Origin of the sequence: Streptomyces doebereineriae, assembly GCF_031845645.1 — a bacterium.
GTDB lineage: Bacteria > Actinomycetota > Actinomycetes > Streptomycetales > Streptomycetaceae > Streptomyces > Streptomyces canus.
Window position 1 is genome coordinate 109,572 of record NZ_JAVREZ010000015.1, and the last position, 22,788, is coordinate 132,359.

Below are 22,788 nucleotides of genomic sequence, written 5' to 3' on the forward strand. Positions count from 1 at the left end.
GCGCCGTGCGCCGGCCACGAAGGCGGAGACGGAACAGAGCAGAGGACACAGCAAGCACTCCATGGGAAAGGGACGGCCGGTGCGCGTGGTGGGAGCAAGACGGTGAAGGCAGGGTCAGAAAACGACGCTCTCCACCTGGTCGACGTCCTTCACCGCGCCCGCCCACAGGCGGATATCGGTGATCCGGCCGGACAAGTAGTGATTCCAGGCGCTGTTCGTCCAGCCCTTGCCCGCGGCGAACTCACCGCTGCCGACGGAGGCTGTGTAGGCCTTAGGGGGACTCTGGGCATCGCTCCCGACGTAGAGAGTGATGGTGCGCGTCTGCGCGTCGTAGGCCCCGACGAGATCCACCTCGGAGTTCAGGACGGCATCTTCCTTGCTGACCACGGATGTGCCAGAGCCGTCTGTCGTCAGGCGCCCGAAGTGCCAGCGGGCCGTCGGCTCGGCCTTGGTCACCGGATTGCCCTCGTCGTCGTAGACCGGGTTGCCCTCGTCATCGACCACTGGTTCGGAGACCATTCCGGTCTTCTCCACCCAAAGGCTCCAGGATGAGCCGCTCGCCGTCCGCTGTCCGAGCACCTGAGCCCGGTAGCCGTCGGGCTTGCCGAGCAAATCCTTCGTTGAGACAGCCACCTTTGTCGCCGCGGTGAACGAGCCGGTGTCGGCCACGACAGGACGGGAGAGGGTCGCCGCCCCCGTGCCGTCCAGGACGAGGGCCTCACCGTCCAGCGAGGCTCCAGAGGACAGGCTGAGCGTGTTGCCGTACCCACTCAGGTCTGACAGGGACGTGCCATCGGCGCCGTCAGGGGCGTAGTGCGCCACCAGTTCCATGAACGCCTTGTCGTCGGCGTCCTTGAGAGCCGCCTCCTTCGCGAGCTGGCCCTCGTTCTTGACCTCCTGCCACACCTTCACCTCGTCGATGTCGCCGGCGAAGTACTCGGCGAAGGCTCCCTTCGACTTCACCCGGCCGATCTGGAGGGCGCCGTCTGCCGACCATCCGCCTGTGGTGAGGGCGTCACTGCCCTGCTTGATGCCGTTGACGTACAGCGTGAGCGACTTCCCGCCGGCACTCGGGTCGACGACGGCCGCCAGGTGGGTCCACACCTTGGTCTGCGGTGCCTCCAGGGAATCGACGCGCTGGTTGTCCAGCGCGGCCGTAGAGGTGTCGGCATCCGCCAGACGCAGGCACCAACGGTTGGTTCCCGCGCAGTACCCGAGGAAGAAGGGGCTGCTGGTGACACCGTTCTGGCCCAGCACGGTCTGCGTGGTCCCCGTGGCCGCGAGCCGCACCCATGCGGCCACCGTGTACGACGCCTGGGTCTCCAGCAGCTTCCCGGCCGTCGCGGCGTAGCCCTGGCCGCCCAGATTCAGCGCCTTGTCCTCGCCTGTTGCCCCGTTCTCCGTGACAACTCCACGACGACCGGTGGTCACTCGCGTGCCTGCGCTGATCGTCGCGTCGTCCCGGTAGACCGCAGCGGATGCGGAGACATCCACGGCGGCGCCCGACGCCTCGTTGAACGTCCACCAGCCGATCGGGCCGTCACTCTCACCGACCAGGAAACGAACGGCGTTTTCACCGCCGGGTCGGCTCGCCGCGTCCCGCGCCTGAACGGTCAAAGTGATGGTGCCGGAGTCGACTGGGCTGATCGACTCAGTGCGCGTTGTTCCGCTCTGCCAGGCACGCCACGTGCTGTCTGTAGACAGCTTGTACCGGTAGGCGGCGTTCACGTCACCGCCCTCCGGCCCGAACGTGACCTTGCCCGCGACATTCGGCTTGCCCGCAACGGTGCAGGAACCCGGCAGACACGGACTGTAGACGGAATCGAATTTGATGGTCGGTGGCTTGGGCGCCGTGCTGTCCACCGTGAAGTAGCAGTACTCCGTCCAGGCGCTGCTCAGCTTGGAAGCCCCTTTGTTGTAGTAGGTGCTGGTCGCGGCCCGGTAGCGATACTGCTTTTTGTCCGCCAGCGTGGCGTCCCAGTCCTTGTTCTGGGCGGCCCCGTCCCGGGTGTAGCCGGTCGGCGGACTCTCCGAGCCGGTGGTCGGCTCCTTGGCGTCCGACCAGGTGCCGTCGGCGTTGAACACATCCACGTCGAAGTACACCCGCAGCGACTGGTCGGCCTCCCCACCAGATGCCGTCTGCGCGGTGGCGGTGAGGTTCGGTGTCGGGTCTGCCCACATCGTGGGCGGCGCAGACTCCTTCGCGCAGATCTCAGCCGATCCGGTGTCCAGCCCGTATGCGGTGGGGGTGGCCGGCTTGCCGACGTAGGTGACCTGGATCGTCGCGTCGTCGTCGAACCGCTTCCACGCGATCGGGTCCGACTCGTCCTTCGCCATCAGCATCAGGGTGAGGGTGGAGAACTTGCCGTCCGCGAACGCCTTGACGGTCGGGGTGAGGTTCTCGTCCGGCTCCTCCTTGGTGTTGTCGGCGAAGATGATCGGTGCTCGCGGTTGTGACGGGTCGCAGTTCCCGCCGCGGCCTGCGGACACATACCGGTCGGACATTTGGTCCCAGGAGTTGTCGGACTTCGGTCCGCGGGGGCCCGGCCACTTTGAGGATGAGGAGATGCCGTTGGTGCGTTCCAGGTCCACCCAGCGCGGGTCGCACGAGAACGACCACGTCTCGGTGATCTCGAACTGCGCCGACAGGACGTGCTTGCCCTTCAGCTTGCCCGGCGCAAACTCGAAGTACATGCGGTTGGTGTACGCGCTGCCGGAGGTGCAGGAGTAGAGGTAACCGCCGATCACTGCTGAGCCGCAGCGGCCCACGCTCATCCCGTTGTCGCCGCCGGAGAAGTTGTAGAACGCGTCGCCGTCGGAGGACAGAACGGTGCGCTCGGATTCGCCCAGGTCAACGGAAGGGTCGATGTAGAGCGGGAGTTCGGCTGCGGTCGTGCTGGCGATCAGTCCAGTGTCCGGGGTGACGACCACCGAGGAAGCGGTGACGTCGACATCCATGACTGCCGCTTCGTCCCCCATGCCGGGACCGGTCAGCGGATCGCCTTCGTCGATAGGACCGGCGGGGCGTTCTTCCCCGGCGGACGAAGCCTGAATCGGCGTCACTGATTCGGTCTGCGGGCTGATTCCCTCTTCCTCCGTGGCGGCCATTTGGGCGCCTGCGGAGTTCCACATTCGTGCCGATGGTGAGCGGAACACGACCTGGCCGTTGCCATCCATCGCTTCCATGCTGCCAGCCGCGCCCTCACGGACATTCAGTCCGTCGGCGGCCATCGAGTACTCGAGCGAGGCCAGCTCAGGACCCTTCGCTGCCTGAAGGGTCTCGACCTCCAGAACCTGCCTGAAGCCCTCCACCGTGGCCGTCAGGATCAGGTTCACATCCGGGAGCACGTTCTCGTAGACGGCCCGCTGTCCCTCCAGACGGGGCTCGGGCAACGGACTTGGCCACCCCAGAGTGACCGACTGGCCAGCCTGGCCGATCGTCACCAGGTCTTCGCCATCACCACCGGGAGAGAAGGACAGGTCGACCGCGGCGGCTTTGGGCCCCACGGACCCGTCCCCACGTTTGACCAGCGTCGCGTCTGGTTCCACCCAGCCGCTCCCAGGCTTTTCCACCCGCACCGGAACGATCGACTTGTCCAACGTGAACGTTTCGCCATCGGGGTTGGCGAAGACCGTCTCCCGCTCGGTCCGTTCACCAACCACCTCGACCGGCTCACCGGACTCCTTCGCGTCCAGCTGTGCCTGCTCGTTCTCCGAGAATGCGCTGCGCTCGACCGCTGCGGCCGGCGGGGCAGCAAGGGGCGGCGCCAGACCGGGGGTTGTCACCAGCGCGGCGAGCGCCGTCAGCCAGATGATCCTGGCACGCCTCCGTCTGACGGCATGCGGCCGCCACACTCCCCCGTTGCCCATTCCCCACCCCTTGTTCACACACTTCACACAGGTGGCAAATCAGATGTCATGAACTGGTAAGTGTCAAGTAAATAGCGGTAGCTGAAAATCCATCACCGGACTGTCTGGCGGGATCCGACGATTTATCATGTAAGGGGGCAAAGAAGCGGGCTACCTGCCGGTGTAATGCTTGCCGTCAAGGCCGAGAAGGGCACATTTTGAGACGTAGTTCAGCACGTTTTCCTGCCTTCGCAGGCCACCGCCCGTCGCATGCCGTTGTGCAAAGGCCTGGTCCTCACCCAGGACCAGCAGCATCGCGCAAGTGCCGCCGGATAGCAGCGCGAAGCGCCCATGCACCTGTGGCAGATACTGGACCTGGCAGGCGGGATGCCACTTGGCCGAGGCGTTGAGCACACACACTGCGGAGCGCCGCAAAGTGTTTTGAAGGCCCTCATGTGAGGACACCGCGGGAAGAACCTCCTCCGGCCCTGTGCCCGGTAACGCAAGCAGGGATGTCTTGCGGAGGGAGTCCTCGACAGCGAACGACTCCATGAGCCCCGGAAGGCATGCCCCTCCCATGCGCGAGCCTTCCCCGGAGCCCAGTACCTTCGGGCCCGCATCGCGCTACACCAAACACCCAAGGAACACACTGTCCGGAGAGTCCCACGCCCCAGCACAGACACGGCCAGCGTCACGTGTGACGAGCCCAGCCCGTCTCGGTACAGAAGCCCTGCAAGTAGGCTCCCGCACTGTGGCCGGTGTAAGGGCCATTACCCTGGCGGCATGCACGATCAGAGACCATCGACGGCCAGCGACACCTCCCCACAATTCCCATGCACGGCACCGACTTTGTATCTCTGACCAGTGCAAACTCCGCACTCGCTATAGCAGTCGGCATAAGAATGACCTGGTCTTTCGTCATCCGTGTCAGCACCAGGTGAGCACCATGCAAGACCGCCTACGTCGACACCCTCGCCGACCTCGGCGTCACCAAGGAGCTCACGGACGTGGAGTTCCTGGCGGCGATGGAGCGGCACAAGGACGCCGACCCGGCGATGGCGGCCGTCCTGGCCGCCATCAAGGCGACCGTGAAGGGCGGCATCGGCAAGCTCCGCGAACGCCCGCAGGGCAAGAAGTACCAGGAGGGCGAGCGGTGGCCGGCCCTTCAGCGGCCGACCTGGCGCCCTGACATCCGCGCCGCCGTCATCTCCAAGGCCCGCATCAACATGCACCGCAAACTGCGCAACATGGCCACCATGACGGGCCTGTACCCGCTCGCCGTACTCTCCGACTGCGTCGTCTACCCCTCACCAGGCGACTCGCCGCTGGACTTCCTACCCTACGCCGCCAGCGGCAAACCCCAGCCGGGCGGGTTCCGCCTCGGCCCCACACCCGGCCTGGCCAAGCTCGAAGGCGTCCAGTCCATGCTCTGGGCGGTCGACCTGATGGAACAGGGCTACAACCCCGCCCGGCACATCAAGGGCGGCGACGCCGTCCTCGACGAAGGAGAGTAGGCCAGTGCCCGACACCGGCCCCACGCACAACACCCGGTTCCCGCCGGCCGACACCGGCGGCCAGGACCCCACCGCCGAGAAGAGCTGAGCCGTGCCAGAGATCGAGGACGCCATCGAGCGAGCCGACCGGGAAGCCTTCACCCGCCAGCCCCCCAAGACACTCAAAGGGCAGATCGGCTACCTGATCCGGCAGTTGGGCAGCGCGAAGGCCGTCGCACGCGAGATCGGCGTCACCGCCGACTCCGTCAACCGTTACGGCGCGGCGCCCGCAAACACGCCCGCCCCGACGTCGCCGCGGAGATCGACGACGCCGTGCGCGCCCGCTGGCAGCCCCAAGTGCGCAAGCGCCGGCAGCAACAAGCCGCCACCACGACCGGGATCTCCGTGGAGACGTGGGCCCGGTTCGGCTACACCGCACCGGTCGGCACGACCGACGACGGACGCTTCCGCCGCCTGACGGTGCACCTCCCCCCGGCGTACGCGCAGCGCCTGTTCAACGCCCGCAACACCGGAGCTGGCGACCAGCAGAGGCGCCAGATCATCGCCGAAGGACTCAAAGAGATCTACTTCCAAGACAGCGGAGCCCGCGCTCTGGGACTCTCCGACGTCACCCTCAACGACATCGACTACCTCGACCTCGACTACTACCCCAGACCCGGCCGGGTGCACAGCACCCTGAGCCGAGTCAGGCTTGTTGGCACCGTGAGTGGCCGTTGAGAGCGAAGCGACGCCAAGTTTCTCTGGCTAAGTGACGGGGCGGGCGGTCAGGCTGCGGGGCAGATTCGGCCCCCCGGTTGCCCGTCGCAACGCGGCTTCCAGCCGGTCGCGGGCCTGGGTCTGGGCGGCGATCCGTTGGTTGAGGACCGCCAGCCGTTCCAGCGCGACCCGCAGACCCTGGTCCGAGGTCGGTGCGGCAGCCACATCGCCATCCAGACAGGGCAGGAACACCCGCACGTCGTCCAGGGTGAGCCCGGCGGCCAGCAGGTGGCGGATGTTGCGGACTCGCACCACGGTCCGCTCGTCGTAGACGCGGTATCCGTTGGAGGCCCGTTCGGAAGAGATCAGTCCGGCCTGCTCGTAGTGCCGCAGCGCACGAGCGGTCGTTCCAGTTGCCGTGGCCAGTTCACCGATCCGCACCCGTCCCACCTCCCCGGCCACTCTTATCACGCCACGACCGCTCCGCCGTCGACCGGGAGTACCACTCCGGTGACGAACGATGCGTCCGGGGCCGCAAGCTGAGTGATCGCCCACGCCACCTCCTCGGGGCGACCGATCCGGGCCAGCGGGGTGTGCGCCAGCTGCCACTCCCGCACGGCTGCCATGCGCTCCAACGTCAGGCCCTGGTGCTCGCCGATGGGGGTGTCGATCGCGCCGGGGGCGACTGCCACCACCCGGACCCCGCGGGGTGCCAGCTCGACGGCCCAACTGCGGGTCAGCAGCTCCAGAGCGGTCTTGGTCGCCGCATAGACCGAGCTACCCGGCCAGGCCCGCTGCCCCACCGACGTACTCACATTGACGATCACCCCGCCCGACGCCTCCAGGAGCGGCAGCGCGGCCTGAGCCAGCAGGGTAGGGGCCACGAGGTTGGTCGCAAGCTGAATCTCGATCATCTCTGGCGTCAGCGTGCCGAGGGCGCCACTGCGCACCATGCCGGCGTTGTTGACCAGCACATCCAGCCGACCGTGCCTCTCCAGCACGGCCTGAAGAATCCGGGAAGGCTCGCCCTCAGCGGTGATATCGGCGGTCAGCGCTGTGATCCGGTCGTTCTCGGCAGCGGCCTCCATGAGCGGCTCGGCTCGCCGCCCGATCGCGACCACATGGGCGCCCTCGGCAGCGAAGGCGCGGGCGGTCGCCCGGCCGATCCCGGTGCCGGCTCCGGTGACGGCAACGATCCTGCTGCTCCGCGGTGCGGCGTTGTTGTTCATGCCGGTCATCGTTCAACCCTGCCGCCAGCGACAAGGTCAAGCAGCGCCTGGCGAGCGGTAGTCACCGCCGATGGCCGCCGCGAACGCAGTGACGCCACGTTCTTCCAGCCTCGGCACCGAGACCCGCCTCACGGTGACAGAAAGACTGCTGAATGAGCGCCTGTGACAAGCCGGATGCCTCGTTGGTGACGACCACGCTGCTTCGACCGTCCCCATCCAGCTCAGCCGGTCCCGCTGGTGACAACTCCTGAGCTTCGGCTCAGCAGTTCAGTACGCCCTTTCGTCCGGGCTCGAGTTCCCGTCGGCGGGCGTTGCCGGAGTGTGGCGCGGTCCTCTCGGCGGGAGCCGGGGCTGGTCGGCGCGTTCATCGACCGCTGCGGCCGCTACCGGGCACCAGTAACGCTCGTTCGCCGTGCACCGGAACCGGGCGGCCGGTGCCCCGTGGGTACTGCGGGACACCGTCTGGTCGGGTGGCGAGCGGGAGGCGGTTCGGTGGAGGCAGTCCTGCAGGTGGTGCCCGTGGTGGGTGAGACGACGTGGTCATTTGTGCATCGGGTGGCGGCCGCGTACGGGCTGGACGCCGCGGATCTGACCGGAGAGTGGCAGTCGGCGAACTGGACGCAGCACAAAGACCGCGGATGCGCGGGCGGTGAGGTGCTGCTCGACGAGGTGGCGCAGGAGCAGTTGGCCCGGTGGTGCCGCGTGCCGGCGGGGTATCTGGCGCGGGCGCTGCCGTCGTGGGCGGCCGGGCCGCAGGCGCTGGCCGGCCGGGGCGGGGACGGGCGGGGGTGGATGCGGTGGCGTACGGGGGTGCTGGAGTGGGGGTCGGTGGTGTTCGGGTGCGGGCTGTGTGCGGCCCAGCGCGGGGGTGGTGGACGGCGGGTGTGGGTGTACGGGCCGCAGTGGCAGCGGCTGTGGGTGCGCCATGGCCGGTGGCTGCTGGAGCCGGGCGGAGGTCATCCGCTGCGGTGGGTCGAGGTCGCCAGCCTGGCGCAAGAGTTGGGGCGGGCGCAGCGTCGGTGGGCTCGGGTGACGCGGGCCGCCAAGGAGGGCGGTGTGGCGCCGCGGGAGGTGAACTCGTGGCCGTTGACACCCTTCGCGCAGTGAATGTGCGGTCACCATTACGACCCGCCGCCAGAACCATGGGTTGTATCAGAAACCTCTCTGAAGGACACACCGAAGCGGCTTCATGACCAGGCCTCGCGCGGGCATCCCTCATTTCGCCCCGGAGTCATCCCGTGTACGGCGTCCACGCGCTAACCGCCGAGGGCACTGTTGATCGCCACCGAGCCGGCCTCACGCAGCCACTGACTGGCGGTCGAATCCGGAGCCCTCCCCAGGACACCCATGACCGCGTCGTACGCCCGTCGCAGGGCTGTCGGATTCGGCTGCTGAGCCGACGCCTCGCCGTGCAGGGCCGCCGCTTCCTCGACGAGTTCCGCTTCGGCGATGTCGTCGAGCCCGAGTTCGGGAAGCCGTGCCAGCACGTCCCTCGCGAATCGCAGCAGCGAGTCCGGCTTCACGCCCCAGGTGTTGTTCATGGTGTTCTGCCGACCTCCGATCTGGAAGCCCTGGGCTCCGGACTCGACCGTCGTGTTGTACGTGTCGCCCGTCGACGCAGGCCTGGGGTAGAGGAATTCTGACACTGTCATCCCACTTTCTGCGCAGTCGAGCCCGAGGCGGGTCAGGGAAATGCGGTGCGCCGTATGGACCTCCCGATAGCCGGGGTCCGTCCAGTGCGTCTTGTGGAACAGCTCCATCAGGTTTCGTTCAACCAGATACTGTGCGGCCTCGCGCAGGTCTTCGAGCGTCAGGGGAACGCTTTCGAACGAGGCGTCAGGAGACCCCATGAAGTCGCCGCAGACCGGCATGCGGTCACCTGCTCGGTACAACTGATGCGCCCAGCCCAGAAGCGCGTTACGCGTATGGACGGCACGGGCGGTCGGATCCTGAGCCGCCCTGGCCATGCGCAAGGCCTCACGCTCCGCAGCGACGGCCGTCATCTTGCCGCCAAGCCCTCGGAAAACACGGCGAAGTCCAGTCGCCGGCCGCTCATCGGGACGATCCGTACTCAACGACCCCCTCCTCCCCCTCGACGCCCCTCACCTCGGACCGAACCGCAACGCGGGGAACCGTAACCTTGCTTTACCCCTGAACGAGCATCTTTTCCCTGATCCCACGCAGAGCGGTCCTTTTGTGCTAGAGATCTTTAATAGCTGGGTTACGACGGTTGGAGGTCGAGTCCGGTCTTGGCGATGAGCATCGATGAGGTGGGGTCGGTACTGCATCCGTTTCAGCCGCGTCTTCACCAGCGCGGTGAGCTGGTCGAGGCTATGTTTGGTGAGGTTGGCCAGGGACCTCTTCAGGTGCGACCACACGCCCTCGACAGCTACTTGCCGCCGCAGATCGCCGCGCTGGCCCGGAAGGTCGCCGACGCCCTGGAAGTACCCCGGCCGGCCACCACATGACACCGTCATGGTGCAGTCGCTGAGCAGTGCTGAGCATCCGCGCCTGCCGGAGATGCCGGGGCGTGTCCGACCCAGGCTTGGTGCTGGGGCGCCACGTGCAGGCCCTCGCGCCGCCGGCCTAGTAGGACACCGCCTCGTGTTCTGCCCTCCAGGACCTGAAGGCCGCCGGCATCTCCCTGGTTCCCGTCGAAACGCAACAGGCTGAATGACCGAGCTTCTTGTAGCGCCCGCCCCGAGGATCTGCCTGATCCCCTGGGGCGGGCCTGTCGGGTTTCCCGCGCCAGGCCAGGTCGGCTATGAGTGCGTCGTGAGGACGGTCGTGGACGCATCGCTTGAGGTCGCCGACGGGTTGACCCTTGTCACCAGCCGCGAACGAGCGACCAGCGGTGTCGGCGTACATCAGAACGCGGCCAGCGAGGTACAGAGAAACGTCCCCGGCATGAAGAGGGTCAGGTGCAGGCTGGAGAGCCGGTCCCTGTGACCGATGTCCCGACGCGGGGGCCGGTAGGCACTTGGCCGTCGATATACCACTCCACCAAGGGCAGACCCGAGGCGATGGCTGTTCGAACACGTCTCTCGGCCCTATGGTCGATGGCGTGACTGTGCTGGAGACGGTGGGCGCTTTACAAGTCATCTCAATTGGCGCTCAGTGACGGGGGAATGCGTTGGCCGGGCTGGTGCAGCAACGGTTGAATGCCGCCGTGGAGAACACCTGGACACCGGCCCATCAAGCGGTGGAGAACGAGGACGCAGAGACCCTGGCTCAGCTACTAGGGGGCCGACCCCGACGAGGTGTGCGACAACATGACCCTCCTGACGCACGCCATTGACGCCGAAGGCGATGGCGCCTTGCAGAGCGGCGGCCCACTGACTGTGCATACCACCGCTGTGCTCCTGGCCTTCGGTGCTGACCCGCAACTCCCGGGGCCCGACGGGCAAACGCCCATGGACCTGGCCCTTCACTATGGCCACGACCTGGCAGTCAGGTTGTTGCAACGGCACATCAGCTAGTGAGGCGGCGCAGACAGATGAGGGTGCAGGCGATGCTGGTGAAGGCCAGGAAGTGTTCTGCCTTGCGTTCGTAGCGGCGATGAAGGCGGCGGCAGCCGGCCAGCCACGAGACGGTCCGTTCAACGACCCAACGGTGGCGGCCCAGCCGCAGGGAGCTGTCCCTTCCCTTGCGGGCGATCCGGTGCCGGATGCCGCGTGCCGATAACCATCGCCGCAGGTGGGCGTAGTCGTATCCCTTGTCGGCGTGAAGCTTTGCCGGTCTGCGCCGCCGAGGTCCGCGACGGGACCGAACCGGCGGGATGCCCTGCACGAGCGGAACCAGGGCCTGGCTGTCATGGACGTTGGCCGCGGAGATTCCGACAGACAGGGGCAGACCGTTCCGGTCGGTGATCAGGTGGATCTTCGAGCCATATTTGCCCCGGTCGACAGGATTCGGACCTGTCAGATCCCCCTTTTCAGGGCCCGCATGTTGACCGAATCGATCGCGCAGTGGGACCAGTCAAGCTCGCCGCGGGAGCCGAGTTCGTCGAGGACCAGGCGGTGCAGCTTGGCCCACACCCTGGCTTGCGTCCACTCGGTGAACCGGCGGTGAGCCGTCGCTCCCGACGGTCCGAACGAAGCGGTGGGCAGTTGCTGCCACGTGCAGCCCGACGTCGACACGAACACGATCGCGGCCAGTACCTCACGGTCACCGTGCCGGCGCCGACCGCCGCCCTGAGGCCGAGTCGGCGCCTCCGGCACCACCCGCTGGAACAGTTCCCACAGCTCGTCCGGCACCAGCCGCTCAACGATCCCCACCACAGGCCACAGCCTACCCAGCCAATTGAGATGACTTGTAAGCACCGTTACCGCCGTTGCCTTGATCATCTGGCTTTGGACTTGAGGTCATCTCACAACGCAAGGGGACGGTAAGCCAGGAAGGCTGCCGGGCGGACAGCGCGGAGCACGGTGGGGCGAGCGGAGGCGGCCGAGTCGATGACCGAGATGTCAGCAAGGACACGATCTACACGTGCGTACCGGAGCTGATGGGCAGCGGCCCAGTCGCGCGGCCCGAGTACGAGCTCGCGATCCAGCGGCCCTGAACGAGGGATGGCTCGGAGCGGCTGCGGTGAGCCGGTCCGAGCCATCGTCGTTCCTGCTACTCGTTGCGTGCCGTTTCGGGTCCCGTGATGCGTCTGAGCAGCGGCATCGTGGACGCGATGACCGCAAGCGAGGCGGCGAGCCCGGCGAGCACGATCGCGTAGTACTGGATTCCCGGTGCCCGGATCGAGTACCTGAACTGTGCCTGTACGAACAACTGGGCAGCCAGGAAGCCCATCCCGATCGCCACGACGGCGACCACCAGGAGCGGGACCGCGCTCTCCAGAAGCACCACCCTCCGCAGCACCCCGAGCTGTGTGCCGGTCAGCCGCAGCAGGCTGAAGGGGCGCTTGCGGTCGCGCAGTCCCCCGGCCACGCTCACCGCCAAGCTGCAGCCGGCGATGGGGAAACTGACCAGGATGACGACGTTGGCCAGTTGTTGGTATCCGGCGAGCTGTGCGCCACTTTGGGCATGCTCCTCGCGGACGGTCCAAGGGACGTCTCGGTCGGGATACGTGTTCGCGAGGATGGTGCGCGCGCGTTCGATTGCCGACGTCGACCCGTCGGTGGCCACGACGATCTCCTGGACCGGGAGGCGGGCCAGTCGCTGGGCGGAGATGTCGGCGGCGGGCCATGCCGTGGGCCAGTGCTGCCAGTAGTACGTGCCGAGGCTGCCGTAGTTCTGGGTGACCGATGCCGCTTGGGCTCCGGAGGCGCACGCGCTGTGGGCCGGCATCTTCGCGAGTTCCGTACACGAGGCCAGGCCGGCGATCGGCGGGGTCCCGGCGCCTCGGGGGCCTTGATAGGCCGGGTCCGTGGTGCCGAGCGGGTTCGTGTGGATCATCAGCACGCCGTTGACGCCCGGTACGGAGTTCAGGTCACCGAGCGCGGCCTTCGAGAGCGGGGGCACGCTGCCGATCTGACGCCCGGTAGCTGAGTTGAAGCCTTGGACGTAGTTGGCGTCCAAGGCGCTGGCGACCGCCCGGTCGGCCTGCGGGATGCTGCGCTCGGCGTTCAGCGAGCCGATGATCCCGACGGCCGCGCTGGTGACGCACAGGGCGAGGACCAGCCCGCTGACCGCGCGGAAGCCGGCCTTCGGGTCGTCCGCGAGGCGCCGGCCCGCGACGAGCAGCGCGGGGCGGCTGGTCTGCCGGGCCAGGAGGCGGGCTCCGGCCATGGTCAGCCAGGGGCCGGCGATGACGAGTCCGGTCAGGACCAGCAGGATTCCCGGGACGAAGACCCAGATCTGGCCGTTGGTGTTCCTGGGCACCCGGCCGATGGTGTACGAGAGTTCGGCGATGCCGGCGGCCAGTGGGATCAGCCGATAGGCCCGCGGCGGGCGTGGCGTGATGCGCAGGGTGACCCCGAGCGGGGAGACCTGCACGCGGCGCAGGGCGATCCGGGCGGCGATGGCGGCCCCCACCGGGACGGTGACGGCGACGAGCAGGATGTCACCGGTCCGCAGCGTGAGATCGCCGGCGAAGTACGGCGTACTCGTGAGGTCGACCGCCGCCAACTGCGTACGCGACAAGTAGAAGAGGCCGAAGCCGACGGCCGTGCCGAGGACCGCGGCGAGGGTCGATTCGACGGCCGAAATCATGGAGATCTGCCGCGGTGTGGCGCCGACCAGGCGCATCGCGGCGAAGCGCTGCTCGCGGCGGGCGGCTGCCAGGCGGGTGGCCGTGCCGATGAGGATGAGCACGGGGAAGATCAGGGCGGTGCCGGCGACGGAGAGGATGAGCTTGATGCCTCTGTCGTCGATGCCCGCCCTGACCGTGCAGTTGGTGCCGTTGCAGCTGCTGGGGGCCACGGTGGTGATCGAGGTGACCCGGGTGGCGTCGTGCTGCTTCGCGAGCTGGTCGGGACGGTGGCCAACGACGACGACCAGGGAGTCGGGGCCCGGGAGCGCCGCCTTGCCGACCGTGCCGACCTGGTGGCCGGGGTAGCGGTCGGCGAGTTCGGCGGCCGGGGTGGAATGCAGGAGCCTGCTGAGGGCCGGTGAGGCGTAGAACTCGCCCGGTCCGGGAAGGCGTGAAAGGCCCGGTGGGACGGGGGAGTTCGGGCCAGTGGCGGCGACGTCGACGCGGCCGATGGTTTTGCCGTCGAAGTGGTCCGCCCGAAGCAGCCACCACAGCGGGTCGGTCTCCGCCTCGGCGGCCGACCGGCTCGATGTCACTGTGCCGGAGCCGGTGTTGAGCCAGGCGTTGCGGCTGTTCTGGGTGGCGGTGGCGTTGATGGCCGCCAGGATGCTCAGCAGCAATCCGACGCCGAGTGCGACGGCGGCCGCGATGACGGCCAGGCGGGCGGCGGCCTCCTTGCCGCCGCTCACGGTGAGGCGCAGGCCGAGGCGGATCACGAGGTGAGCCGTTCGACGAACAGCGGCGTCACCTTGCCGTCGCGGACGATGACTTCGCGCTTCGCGAAGGCGGCCACCCGCGGCTCGTGGGTCACGAGGACGACGGTGGTGCCCTCCTCCCGTGCGGAGGCGACCAGGAGGTCCATCACGTGCTCGCCGGTGAGTGAGTCGAGCGAACCGGTCGGTTCGTCGGCGAACAGCACCTTGGGCCGGGAGACCAGGGCGCGGGCAAGGGCGACACGCTGTGCCTGTCCGCCGGAGAGCTCGCCGGACCGGCGCCCCTCGAGGCCGTCCAGACCGAGCCGCCCGAACCACGAGCGGGCCTCGGCCAGCGCACTCGCCCTGCGGGACTTGGCGAGCAGGAGCGGCAACGCGACATTCTCCTCGGCGGTCAGTTCGGGGACGAGCTGACCGAACTGGAAGACGAAACCGAACCGGTCCCGGCGCAGCGTGCTGCGTTCGGGCTCACCCTGGGTGTCGACGCGGCGGCCATCGAACCAGATCTCGCCGGAATCGGGGACGAGGATCCCGGCCAGGCAGTGCAACAGGGTGGACTTGCCGGAGCCGCTCGGGCCGGTGACGGCAAGGATCTCACCAGCACGGGCGCAGAGGTTCGCACCCTGCAGTGCGGGTGTCTTCCCGAACGACAGGACAACATCCCGCGCTTCCACCAGGAAGCCATCGTCCGAACTCATGAACGCACCTCCGCTGTCAGAGCGGCGAGCCGCGCCACGGTCTGGTCCATCCACCGCAGATCGGCCTCCAGGTGGAACACGCCGTGATCGGCCAGCAGCGAGTCGATCGTGCTGCCGGTCCGGCGCAGTTCGGTCAGCTCCCTCATCCGCTCCATATGGGCAGCGCGCTGGATGTCGAGGTACACGCGGGGGTCACGCTCCAGCAGCACCGCCAGTACGACCTTGGTGAACAGCACCGTCTGCAGGTGCGGTTCACCCGCGACCGGCTCGGTCAGCCAACTCTCGACCTGCGTGACCCCAAGCTCGGTGATCACGTAGCGCTTGCGGTCCGGCCCCGAACCGGGCCCGGTCTCACCGACCTCGACCTTCCCGTCACGGGCCAGGCGCCCCAGGGTCGAGTAGACCTGCCCGGCGGGCAACGGTTTACCCCGGCCGAAATAGGTGTCGTAGTCGCGCTTGAGGTCGTAGCCGTGACTCGACTCCCGTTCAAGGAGTCCGAGAAGTGCCAGAGGAACAGTCATACCTCAGTATCTACACTCAGTATCTAGCTGGCGTCAACGGACGGCCGGCGGCCGACCCGCCCGACGTCCTCCTGATAGTCGCCGCAGGAACCCGTCATCGGGGAGACAGGGCCTAGCTGGCCCCGCCCCGGCATGTGACGTCCTCAACCGCCGCAGTCATGCCGCTGGTGACGTGACCGGCCGTCACGTGCGTGATCGAGAACGCTCTCCGGCCGACTCCGGTCCCGCTTTGAACGCGTTCAACTCTTTGGTCTAGGCTCACCCGGGACGAAGGAGGGGTAGCCGATGAAGATTGTGATTCCCGGGGGCACCGGACAATCGGCGCGGTCCTGAAGCGCGCACTCGACGCCGCAGGCCACGAGGTCGTGATTCTCACCAGACGCCCCAGGCGCGAGGGCGAGGTCGAATGGGACGGTCAGACCCTGGGGCCATGGACGGCGGCGGTGGACGGCAGCGATATCGTCATCAATCTGGCCGGACGCACTGTGAGTTGCCGATACACGGCGGCCAATCTGCAGGAAATGATGGACTCCCGGGTCGACTCCACCCGGGTCGTGGGCGCCGCGATCGCGGGCGCTGCCCAACCGCCCCGGGTCTGGCTGCAGATGAGCACCGCCACGGTATACGCGCACCGCATCGACGCCCCCAACGACGAGGCCACCGGTGTGATCGGCGGTACCGAACCGGGCATGCCGGACTACTGGGCGTACAGCGTCGAGATCGCCAAGGCCTGGGAGCAGGCTCAGCAGGAGGCCGAAACGCCGGTTACGCGCAAGGTCGCTCTTCGCTCGGCCATGGTGATGAGCCCAGACCCCGGCGGGGTCTTCGCCGTCCTGCTGGGACTGGCCCGCCTGGGTCTCGGGGGACCGGTCGCCGGTGGGGCACAGTACATGTCGTGGATCCACGAACACGACTTCGTGCGCGCGGTGGAATTCTTGATCGACAAGGAGGACATCGCAGGGCCGGTGAACCTGGCGGCTCCCCATCCCCTGCCGCAGCGCGCATTCATGCGCACCCTGCGCTCCGCGTGGGGTGTACCGGTGGGTCTCCCTGCGACCAAGTGGATGGCCGAGGCCGGCGCGTTCGCTCTGCGTTCCGACACCGAACTGCTGCTGAAGAGCCGCCGTGTCGTCCCAGGCCGCCTGACCCAGGCAGGCTTCGACTTTCAGTACGCACAGTGGCCGCAGGCCGCGAATGAGCTGGTGCGCCGGGTACGCAAACGGATCGACGGCGGTTCCGCGGCACGCCGATGAACGGATCCGGGACGGCGGCCGATCCGGCCGCCCCCGTCGTCCCTGGCCAGCCTGTGCGCTACACCAGCGCCCTGGCCAGCCTCGGTAGCGAGTGCTGGTGAGCCACGTCGCCCTCCGGCTCTGGGAGGGCGCCTACATGCAGGCGGACAACACGTCGTTCGCGGCCGCGACCGGCGATCCGGATGTGGCCTACGACGCGGCGGTCTTCCAGCCGACCACGACCGCGGCCACCGGTCCCTGTTTCACCGGTTCCTGATCCCACCCGGCACTGCGCACACCGCCTGGAACCCACCGGGCCGTGGACGCTTCTCGTCCCCCCCCTCTCACGGAGTCCCACCATGCATTTCCCGACCCACCGTCCCCGGTACGCCGCCGTGCTGGTCGTCGCCGCGCTGGCCCTGACCGGCCGTTCGGCCGGCCACGGCACCGACCGCGCTCATTCGTCCGCGTCTTCGGGGACGACCCCCGCCGCGGACGCCTCTCCGAGCGCGGCCGCCGCTGCCGTCGGCCCACAGCCCCGCCCGACGGGCATCGACAACTGGCCGACGTACCCGGCTGCCAAGCAGGACGTGCCCACTGGCGGCTGCGGCGGAAGTCGTCCGCGGCGGCGCGCACATCGCGCGCGCCTCTGCCGCCCACCCGGGCAGCAGAGCCGGGTCCGGCTCCTGACGCCGGCGGCGGTCAGGTAGGGACCGGCCCGCCGGACGCACTGGGCGTTGGCGGGGCGCTGCGCGCAAGGCAGTGAAGCCGACGGGAGCGCAGGCTGTTACTGGGGGCGGCGGCCAGCGACGTGCCCGCCCAGGTCGTCGGGCAGGGCAATGCGGGCGGTGATGCGTTTGCCGACCGGCTCCCGCTGGGCCTCGAAGCCCTGCGCGACGGCCATGACGATCTCCAGACCGTGCTGCCCGACCCTGCCCGCGTCAGCGGCCCGGGCCACCGGCAGGACGGGATCGCTGTCCCACACGACCACTTCCACGACGGCGCCGGAAACGCGCAGTTCCATCAGCACCGGGCCTGGGGCGTACTTGCGGGCGTTGGTGACCAGCTCGCTGACCACCAGCTGGGTCAGGTCCATCGCGCATGCGGACACCGGCAGGCCGTGCTCGGCCTGGACGCGGGTGAGGAAGTCCACCGCGCGGTGGCGTGCCTCGGCGATGCAGGATCCGTCGCCGTCCAGGGCGACGGTGTCCTGGATCGGAGGGGCGCCAGGCATGACGCTGTCATCGCCCTCGGGGACTGATTCAGCCGGATCCACCCTTTTCCCCCGTTCATCCGCCCGCACATACCCCGGACTCTGCCTCACATGCCGTGAGCTCGGTTACGCAGAGGACCGAACAGCTGTTCACCGTAGTATCGGGGCAGGCTGCCAACACACACCGTGTCGGGGCCCGAGCCCCCATCAGCGAGCGCAGTCGAGGAAACGGTGACAGACACCCACGGAGCAGCCCGGCCCGGCCTGTCCATCGACCACACTGCCGTCGACGGCATCCGTGTGATCACCGTGCGCGGAGAGATCGACCACGCCGTCAAGGACACGCTCAGCCAGGCCCTGCTGTCCTTCGACGGCGCGACGGCGCCGCGGACCGTGGTGGACCTCAGCGGCGTGACCTTCATGGACTCCACCGGCATCAACGTCCTCGTCGCCGCCGACCAGGGCATGAGCGACGCTCAGGGATGGCTGCGCATCGCCGGCGCCCAGGAGCCGGTGCTGCGGGTCCTGGAACTCGTCGGCCTCGACCAGGTCATCGGCTGCCATCCCACCGTCGAACAGGCCCTGGCCCCCTGACCGACGCCGTGCCCGTCTCCGGCGCTCTACCCGGCTTCCGCGTCCGGGGCATTCCGCTGGCCTGAGCGCCGCTGCACGGCCGCGTCCAGCTCCCGCCCCACCGACTCCGGCAGCGGCTGCCCCAGCGCCCAGGCGATCACGGTCCCAGCCACCGTGTGCAGTTTGGTGTTGGTGTGCTGGGAGACCTCACGCAGCACGTCGAATCCGGCGGCTGGCGCGAGCTGGTGGATCGCGGTGAGGACACCGATGGCCTGATCCACCGTCGCGTGGGAATCGACGGCGTGCCGCAGTTGCTCGTTCTCCTGCTCCAGGCGGTCGTTCGTGGCGTCGTCACGTGTGCCGTCGCGCGAGGGCCGCGGCACGCGGGAGGTCGTCATGCTGGTCTCCGTACAGGGGCAAGGCTTTGTGTACGCCTGCCCCCTCCGGCGACAGCAAGACACCCTCACTACGGCAGCGAAAGTCACACAGCGTGGGATGGAGAGCTACGCCCTCTCCCGTCCCGGGTCGCGCTCCCTTTGCCACTCACACCTGATCCCGCAGCCGGTGGCCAGTCCGCGAAGGCCACTGCGAGGTGCTCCCTGGCCGCCCCGGCGACTGCACAGCGCCAAGCCCCGACCTCTACCCCGCAGACGTCTCCCGCATTTCGTCGCCCGCAGTGACGGCGGCGCGGAGCGGCGGCCCCGGCTGACGCGTAATCGTCGGGGTCGACGCCGTCATCGACTGCCGCAGCCCTCCGCCAAGCCCTCAGTAACTGGCCGCTCCCCGTGTCGGTCATGCGCTGCCCGGCTCAGAGCTGATGGTGATCGCGCTTGGACAGGTAGAGAGGACTGAGCTGACGCCAGTAGCCGTGCACGAGGTCTTCGGCCTCCTGCACCGCCCGCTGAACGCATGGCGCGTCCGTCGGCATGCGTTGCCCGGCCTGGGCCACGGCGTATCCCGTGCGCCGGACCTCCCTCCACCCCGCCCAGCGCGAGGCACGGCGAGAAACGGCAGCAGGGCGCGGCCTGCCGCTTCGGCCCGCCAGGCACCATCGCGCCAGCAATATCGCGGCCACCACCGACAATGCGTTGGCGGCATAGACCTCATGACCGGCCACTGGCTCCTCCTGCCGGACACCCGCATGGACCGTGCCGGATTCAGGTGCCCCGCTTCCGCATCGCCAACGTCACCGCCGGGCTAAGAAACCCTCACATCCATCACCGGGTGATGGGGAGACTGGCTTCGTAGGTGACAGCGGACACGGCCTGTCGGTGAGTTCGGAGACCACTTGTTGATCAACGCGCTGGGGAATGTCCATCGGAAGTGACACCACTTGGGTGTGCGTCGCCCGCCGCGCCGGTGACTCACAGGTCGAACCTCGTGTCTGCCCGAGCGTGGAAATCAGATGACCGGGGCTGCGCTCGTCTTCGACAATGACGCATGCTGATTGACCACTGGCCCTTGGTGGGACTGCGTCTGAGAACCCCGCGCCTGGAGCTGCGCCTGCCCAGCGAGGATGAGCTTGCCGAGTTGGGTGAGCTTGCAGCAGAAGGCGTCCACGAGCCGGACCGCATGCCCTTCATCGTGCCGTGGACCGACCTGCCTCCAGCGGACCGGGCGCGCTCGGTGGTGCAGCACCACTGGTTGCGCAGGGGGAACTGGTCACCTGAGAACTGGGCCCTGAACCTCGTTGTCTTTGAAAATGACCAGGTCGTCGGCCTGCAGACCATCGCGGCCCGGGACTTTGCCATGCTGCGGGAGGTGAGCACTGGCTCCTGGCTCGGGGCACGGTTCCAGCGGCAAGGGATCGGTACCGAGATGCGTGCCGCAGTGCTGCACCTGGCCTTCGTCGGCCTGAACGCACTCGAGGCGATGTCGGGTGCCTTCGAGGACAACGCCTCCTCGTTCGCCGTATCCATGAAACACGGTTACGAACTCGACGGGGTCGAGCGGCATGTGGTGCGTGGCCAACCTGCGATTATGCGGCGACTGAGACTGACGCGAGCCCGCTGGGAGATGCACCAGCATGTCCCGGTGTCGATCGTCGGGCTGCCGCCCTGTCTGCCGATGTTCGGCCTTTCGGACGACAGTCGCGCAGGCCTCCAGGAGGCGACCTCGTAACCCGGCTGCACGACCCCCAACAGGCACACCCCGAGCGGAAGGCCGACGCCAGCACCCCTGCGCGCAGCAGAACAGTCAGGCGCTGCGTGATCGGCGTGCTGTCGTCTTCTTCGTGGTCTTCTTGGCTGCCGTCTTCTTGGCGGTCTGCTTCTTCGTGGTCTTCTTCGGCATTTCGTGGACGTCGGCGTCCTCGCCGCGGGAGGCCTTGGCCTGCTGGACGGACTCGTTGAGGGCGGCCATGAGATCGAGGACCTTGCCCGGCTGCTCGGGTTCCGGGGCTTCGGGAAGGGGCTTGTCTTCCCGCTTCGCCTCGATGATCTTCGCCAGGGCGTCGGTGTAGGTGTCGGTGAACTCGGAGCCCTCGAGGTCGTCCTGGGTCATGCGGTCGATGAGGGCCAGCGCCTGCTCGATCTCTTCTTCCGAGATCTCCTCGTGCGGCGGGTCGACGGCGGCCGGATCGCGCACCTCGTCCGGCCAGCGCATCGCGTGCAGAACGATCGCATCGTCGCGCAGCCTCAGCAGTCCCAGGCGTTCCCGGCCCGACCAGGCGTACTTGGCGATCGCGACCTTCGATGACCTGCCCAGGGCCTGGCGCAGCAGCTTGTACGGCTTCGCCGCCACCTGTCCGTCCGGCACGAGGTAGTAGCCCTCCGCGATGCGGATCGGGTCGATGGACTCCAGCGGTACGAAGGCCTGGATCTCGATGGCTTTCGCCGTGGGCAGCGGCAGGTCCTGCAGCTCCGCGTCCGAGATGGCCACCACCTGGTCTTTGGCGTACTCGTAGCCCTTGCCGATCTCCGACTGGGGGATCTCGCGGTCCTCCAGGTCGCAGATCTTCCGCACCCGCACTCGGCCCATGTCTTCCAGGTGGTACTGGTGGAACTGGATCGAGTGGTTCTCGGTCGCGGACGCGACGCGGATCGGGATGGTCACGAGACCGAAGCTGATCGCACCGGACCAGATCGTTCGGGGCATGGCAAGCCTCCTGCGATACGCCCCGAGCCCTCCCAGCCTAAAAGCACCACTGGTACCAGGCACCCGAGCAGCAGATGGCCGCCACCGCCGGCGGCTGGGTTCGCCAGCGCGCTGACCTGCCGTGGTCGGCCTCCTGGTCGGGGTGTCCTCCACCGTGGTCGGCCTCCTGGCTTCGTAACTGACGGGCGACACCGCTTATCACTGAGTTTGGACAGCACTTGGTGATCACAGGGCAAGAAAATGTCGATGAGAACTGACACCGGTCATGGGCGCACTGCGGCGCGAGCTGATGAGGATCTCCGAAACTTCCACCGTGGCTCGGTTGATCCACCAGACTTGCTCTTGTTTCCCAACGGAGAAGGGACGGCAAGCATGGCGAACAGCGCACTTCTGGTGATGGACGTCCAACGGGACGTCGTGGCCATCGCCGACGACGGTTCCGGATATCTGCCGCGCTTGCGCAGAGCGATCGACGGTGCCCGGGCTGCCGGCATCCCCGTGATCTACGTGGTGATGGGGTTACGGCCGGGCGATCCGGAAGTCAGCCCTCGCAACAGGGTAATGACAAACGCCGTGCGGGCCGGCCTGTTCACCGAGGGCGCCCCTGGCACCGCGATTCATGACGACGTTGCGCCCCAGCAGGGCGACGTGGTTGTCACCAAGAGGCGGGGGAGCGCGTTCTCGGGCAGCGACCTCGACTTGGTACTCAGGGCTCGCGATATCGACAGCCTTGTTCTCACCGGCATCGCCACCAGCGCTGTAGTGCTGTCCACCCTGTGGCACGCCATCGACCTGGACTTCGGCCTCACCGTCCTGGCGGATGCCTGCCTCGACACCGACCCCGAGGTGCACACGATGCTCACCGAAAAGCTGTTCCCGCAGTGGGCAGATGTCCTCGCCGTCGAGGACTGGCTCAAAGCCATCGCACCGCAATAGCGGGAGGCCGCCCGGGCATCGCGGCGGATCGCCGCGTACAGATCGACCTTGGTCTTCGGTGGCACCGGCGCCCCCTCACCATGCAGAGCACTCCCAGCCTCCCACCGCAAGCACCCAAGTGGTGTCAAAACTCGGCGATATTACTCTTCGCCAACAACGGGCGGTGTCGCCGCCGATCGACAACCGGTGTCAGGACTCACGGATAATGCCAGCCTCCTGGTCGGGTCCTCCGCCGTGGTCGGTGCTGGGTTCACATGCCGGCTCTCGTCCCCGGACGGGTGAAGCCCGCGCGGTCGCCAGAACCTTCACCGGCGACGGC

19 protein-coding genes and 5 pseudogenes are annotated in these 22,788 nt (G+C 67.9%); 10 read left to right on the plus strand and 14 right to left on the minus strand.

What is annotated here, in order from left to right:
• Positions 1–114 precede the first annotated feature (114 nt).
• Positions 115–3,870 (minus strand): LamG domain-containing protein, encoded by a 3,756-nt coding sequence (locus RNB18_RS35005; protein WP_311718111.1) that lies wholly within the window; start codon positions 3,868–3,870, stop codon positions 115–117.
• 150 nt (positions 3,871–4,020) lie between these two features.
• Complete coding sequence (locus RNB18_RS35010; RefSeq protein ID WP_311718112.1) at positions 4,021–4,314, minus strand: hypothetical protein; 294 nt, start codon at positions 4,312–4,314, stop codon at positions 4,021–4,023.
• Between the two features lie 485 nt (positions 4,315–4,799).
• Between RNB18_RS35010 and RNB18_RS35015 the strand changes: the two are divergent.
• A pseudogene (locus RNB18_RS35015) lies at positions 4,800–5,363 on the plus strand (telomere-associated protein Tap); the annotation flags it as partial.
• A gap of 91 nt (positions 5,364–5,454) precedes the next feature.
• A pseudogene (gene tpg, locus RNB18_RS35020) lies at positions 5,455–6,008 on the plus strand (telomere-protecting terminal protein Tpg); the annotation flags it as partial.
• 99 nt (positions 6,009–6,107) lie between these two features.
• Here tpg and RNB18_RS35025 read toward each other — a convergent pair.
• Both RNB18_RS35025 and RNB18_RS35030 read right to left on the minus strand, forming a co-directional pair.
• Positions 6,108–6,500 carry a MerR family transcriptional regulator gene (locus RNB18_RS35025; protein WP_311718113.1) on the minus strand — a complete coding sequence of 131 codons (393 nt, stop codon included), beginning with the start codon at positions 6,498–6,500 and terminating at the stop codon, positions 6,108–6,110.
• Between the two features lie 26 nt (positions 6,501–6,526).
• A complete protein-coding gene (locus RNB18_RS35030) occupies positions 6,527–7,297 on the minus strand; it encodes an SDR family NAD(P)-dependent oxidoreductase (RefSeq protein WP_311718114.1) in 771 nt (256 codons plus the stop codon).
• Between the two features lie 483 nt (positions 7,298–7,780).
• Here RNB18_RS35030 and RNB18_RS35035 point away from each other — a divergent pair, with 483 nt between their 5' ends.
• Positions 7,781–8,395 carry a hypothetical protein gene (locus RNB18_RS35035; RefSeq protein ID WP_311718115.1) on the plus strand — a complete coding sequence of 205 codons (615 nt, stop codon included), beginning with the start codon at positions 7,781–7,783 and terminating at the stop codon, positions 8,393–8,395.
• Between the two features lie 149 nt (positions 8,396–8,544).
• Here the strand turns inward: RNB18_RS35035 and RNB18_RS35040 are convergent, their stop codons facing one another.
• Both RNB18_RS35040 and RNB18_RS54200 read right to left on the minus strand, forming a co-directional pair.
• Complete coding sequence (locus RNB18_RS35040) at positions 8,545–9,291, minus strand: hypothetical protein (RefSeq protein ID WP_311718116.1); 747 nt, start codon at positions 9,289–9,291, stop codon at positions 8,545–8,547.
• A 218-nt stretch (positions 9,292–9,509) separates the two neighbouring features.
• Positions 9,510–9,675 (minus strand): annotated as a pseudogene (locus RNB18_RS54200) (IS630 family transposase); the annotation flags it as partial.
• Positions 9,676–10,457: 782 nt separating this feature from the next.
• On the opposite strand from RNB18_RS54200, the pseudogene RNB18_RS35050 reads away from it, so the two are divergent.
• Positions 10,458–10,767, plus strand: a pseudogene (locus tag RNB18_RS35050) (ankyrin repeat domain-containing protein).
• Here RNB18_RS35050 and RNB18_RS35055 read toward each other — a convergent pair.
• From RNB18_RS35055 to RNB18_RS35070, 4 genes are all read right to left on the minus strand, one after another.
• Positions 10,760–11,559 (minus strand): IS5 family transposase gene (locus RNB18_RS35055; protein ID WP_311718247.1). Its coding sequence is split into 2 segments (ribosomal slippage): positions 10,760–11,220 and positions 11,220–11,559, totalling 801 coding nucleotides; the frame shifts between segments, so codons are not numbered across the junction. The pseudogene RNB18_RS35050 and the gene RNB18_RS35055 overlap by 8 nt on opposite strands.
• A 346-nt stretch (positions 11,560–11,905) precedes the next feature.
• Entirely contained in the window at positions 11,906–14,203 is a 2,298-nt protein-coding gene (locus tag RNB18_RS35060) for an FtsX-like permease family protein (protein WP_311718117.1), read from the minus strand.
• On the minus strand, positions 14,200–14,898 hold the full coding sequence (locus RNB18_RS35065; protein ID WP_311718118.1) for an ABC transporter ATP-binding protein: 699 nt from the start codon (positions 14,896–14,898) through the stop codon (positions 14,200–14,202). Before RNB18_RS35065 ends, RNB18_RS35060 begins: the two co-directional genes overlap by 4 nt.
• Positions 14,895–15,419, minus strand: coding sequence for a PadR family transcriptional regulator (locus RNB18_RS35070; RefSeq protein WP_059209554.1), 525 nt, complete (start codon positions 15,417–15,419; stop codon positions 14,895–14,897). Before RNB18_RS35070 ends, RNB18_RS35065 begins: the two co-directional genes overlap by 4 nt.
• 285 nt (positions 15,420–15,704) lie before the next feature.
• Here RNB18_RS35070 and RNB18_RS35075 point away from each other — a divergent pair.
• From RNB18_RS35075 to RNB18_RS35085, 3 genes and pseudogenes are all read left to right on the plus strand, one after another.
• A pseudogene (locus tag RNB18_RS35075) lies at positions 15,705–16,672 on the plus strand (TIGR01777 family oxidoreductase).
• Positions 16,673–16,769: 97 nt separating this feature from the next.
• Positions 16,770–16,928, plus strand: a complete 159-nt coding sequence (locus RNB18_RS35080; protein ID WP_311718119.1) for a hypothetical protein — start codon at positions 16,770–16,772, stop codon at positions 16,926–16,928.
• Between the two features lie 82 nt (positions 16,929–17,010).
• Positions 17,011–17,361: a hypothetical protein gene (locus RNB18_RS35085; RefSeq protein ID WP_311718120.1), complete on the plus strand. Its 351-nt coding sequence runs from the start codon at positions 17,011–17,013 to the stop codon at positions 17,359–17,361.
• A gap of 77 nt (positions 17,362–17,438) precedes the next feature.
• On the opposite strand, the gene RNB18_RS35090 is transcribed toward RNB18_RS35085, so the two are convergent.
• Complete coding sequence (locus RNB18_RS35090; RefSeq protein WP_311718121.1) at positions 17,439–17,885, minus strand: ATP-binding protein; 447 nt, start codon at positions 17,883–17,885, stop codon at positions 17,439–17,441.
• Between the two features lie 210 nt (positions 17,886–18,095).
• Here RNB18_RS35090 and RNB18_RS35095 point away from each other — a divergent pair, with 210 nt between their 5' ends.
• Positions 18,096–18,458, plus strand: coding sequence for an STAS domain-containing protein (locus RNB18_RS35095; protein WP_311718122.1), 363 nt, complete (start codon positions 18,096–18,098; stop codon positions 18,456–18,458).
• 26 nt (positions 18,459–18,484) lie between these two features.
• Here RNB18_RS35095 and RNB18_RS35100 read toward each other — a convergent pair whose 3' ends face one another.
• The gene (locus RNB18_RS35100; RefSeq protein ID WP_311718123.1) at positions 18,485–18,835 is read right to left on the minus strand and encodes an ANTAR domain-containing protein; all 351 of its coding nucleotides are present in this window, start codon (positions 18,833–18,835) and stop codon (positions 18,485–18,487) included.
• A 410-nt stretch (positions 18,836–19,245) separates the two neighbouring features.
• Positions 19,246–19,554, minus strand: a complete 309-nt coding sequence (locus RNB18_RS35105; RefSeq protein WP_311718124.1) for a hypothetical protein — start codon at positions 19,552–19,554, stop codon at positions 19,246–19,248.
• 323 nt (positions 19,555–19,877) lie between these two features.
• Here RNB18_RS35105 and RNB18_RS35110 point away from each other — a divergent pair, with 323 nt between their 5' ends.
• Complete coding sequence (locus tag RNB18_RS35110) at positions 19,878–20,558, plus strand: GNAT family N-acetyltransferase (RefSeq protein WP_311718125.1); 681 nt, start codon at positions 19,878–19,880, stop codon at positions 20,556–20,558.
• A 75-nt stretch (positions 20,559–20,633) separates the two neighbouring features.
• On the opposite strand, the gene ku is transcribed toward RNB18_RS35110, so the two are convergent.
• Positions 20,634–21,533 carry a non-homologous end joining protein Ku gene (gene ku / locus RNB18_RS35115; protein ID WP_311718126.1) on the minus strand — a complete coding sequence of 300 codons (900 nt, stop codon included), beginning with the start codon at positions 21,531–21,533 and terminating at the stop codon, positions 20,634–20,636.
• Positions 21,534–21,905: 372 nt separating this feature from the next.
• Between ku and RNB18_RS35120 the strand changes: the two genes are divergently transcribed.
• Complete coding sequence (locus tag RNB18_RS35120; protein WP_060892461.1) at positions 21,906–22,469, plus strand: cysteine hydrolase family protein; 564 nt, start codon at positions 21,906–21,908, stop codon at positions 22,467–22,469.
• The last annotated feature ends 319 nt before the right edge of the window (positions 22,470–22,788 follow it).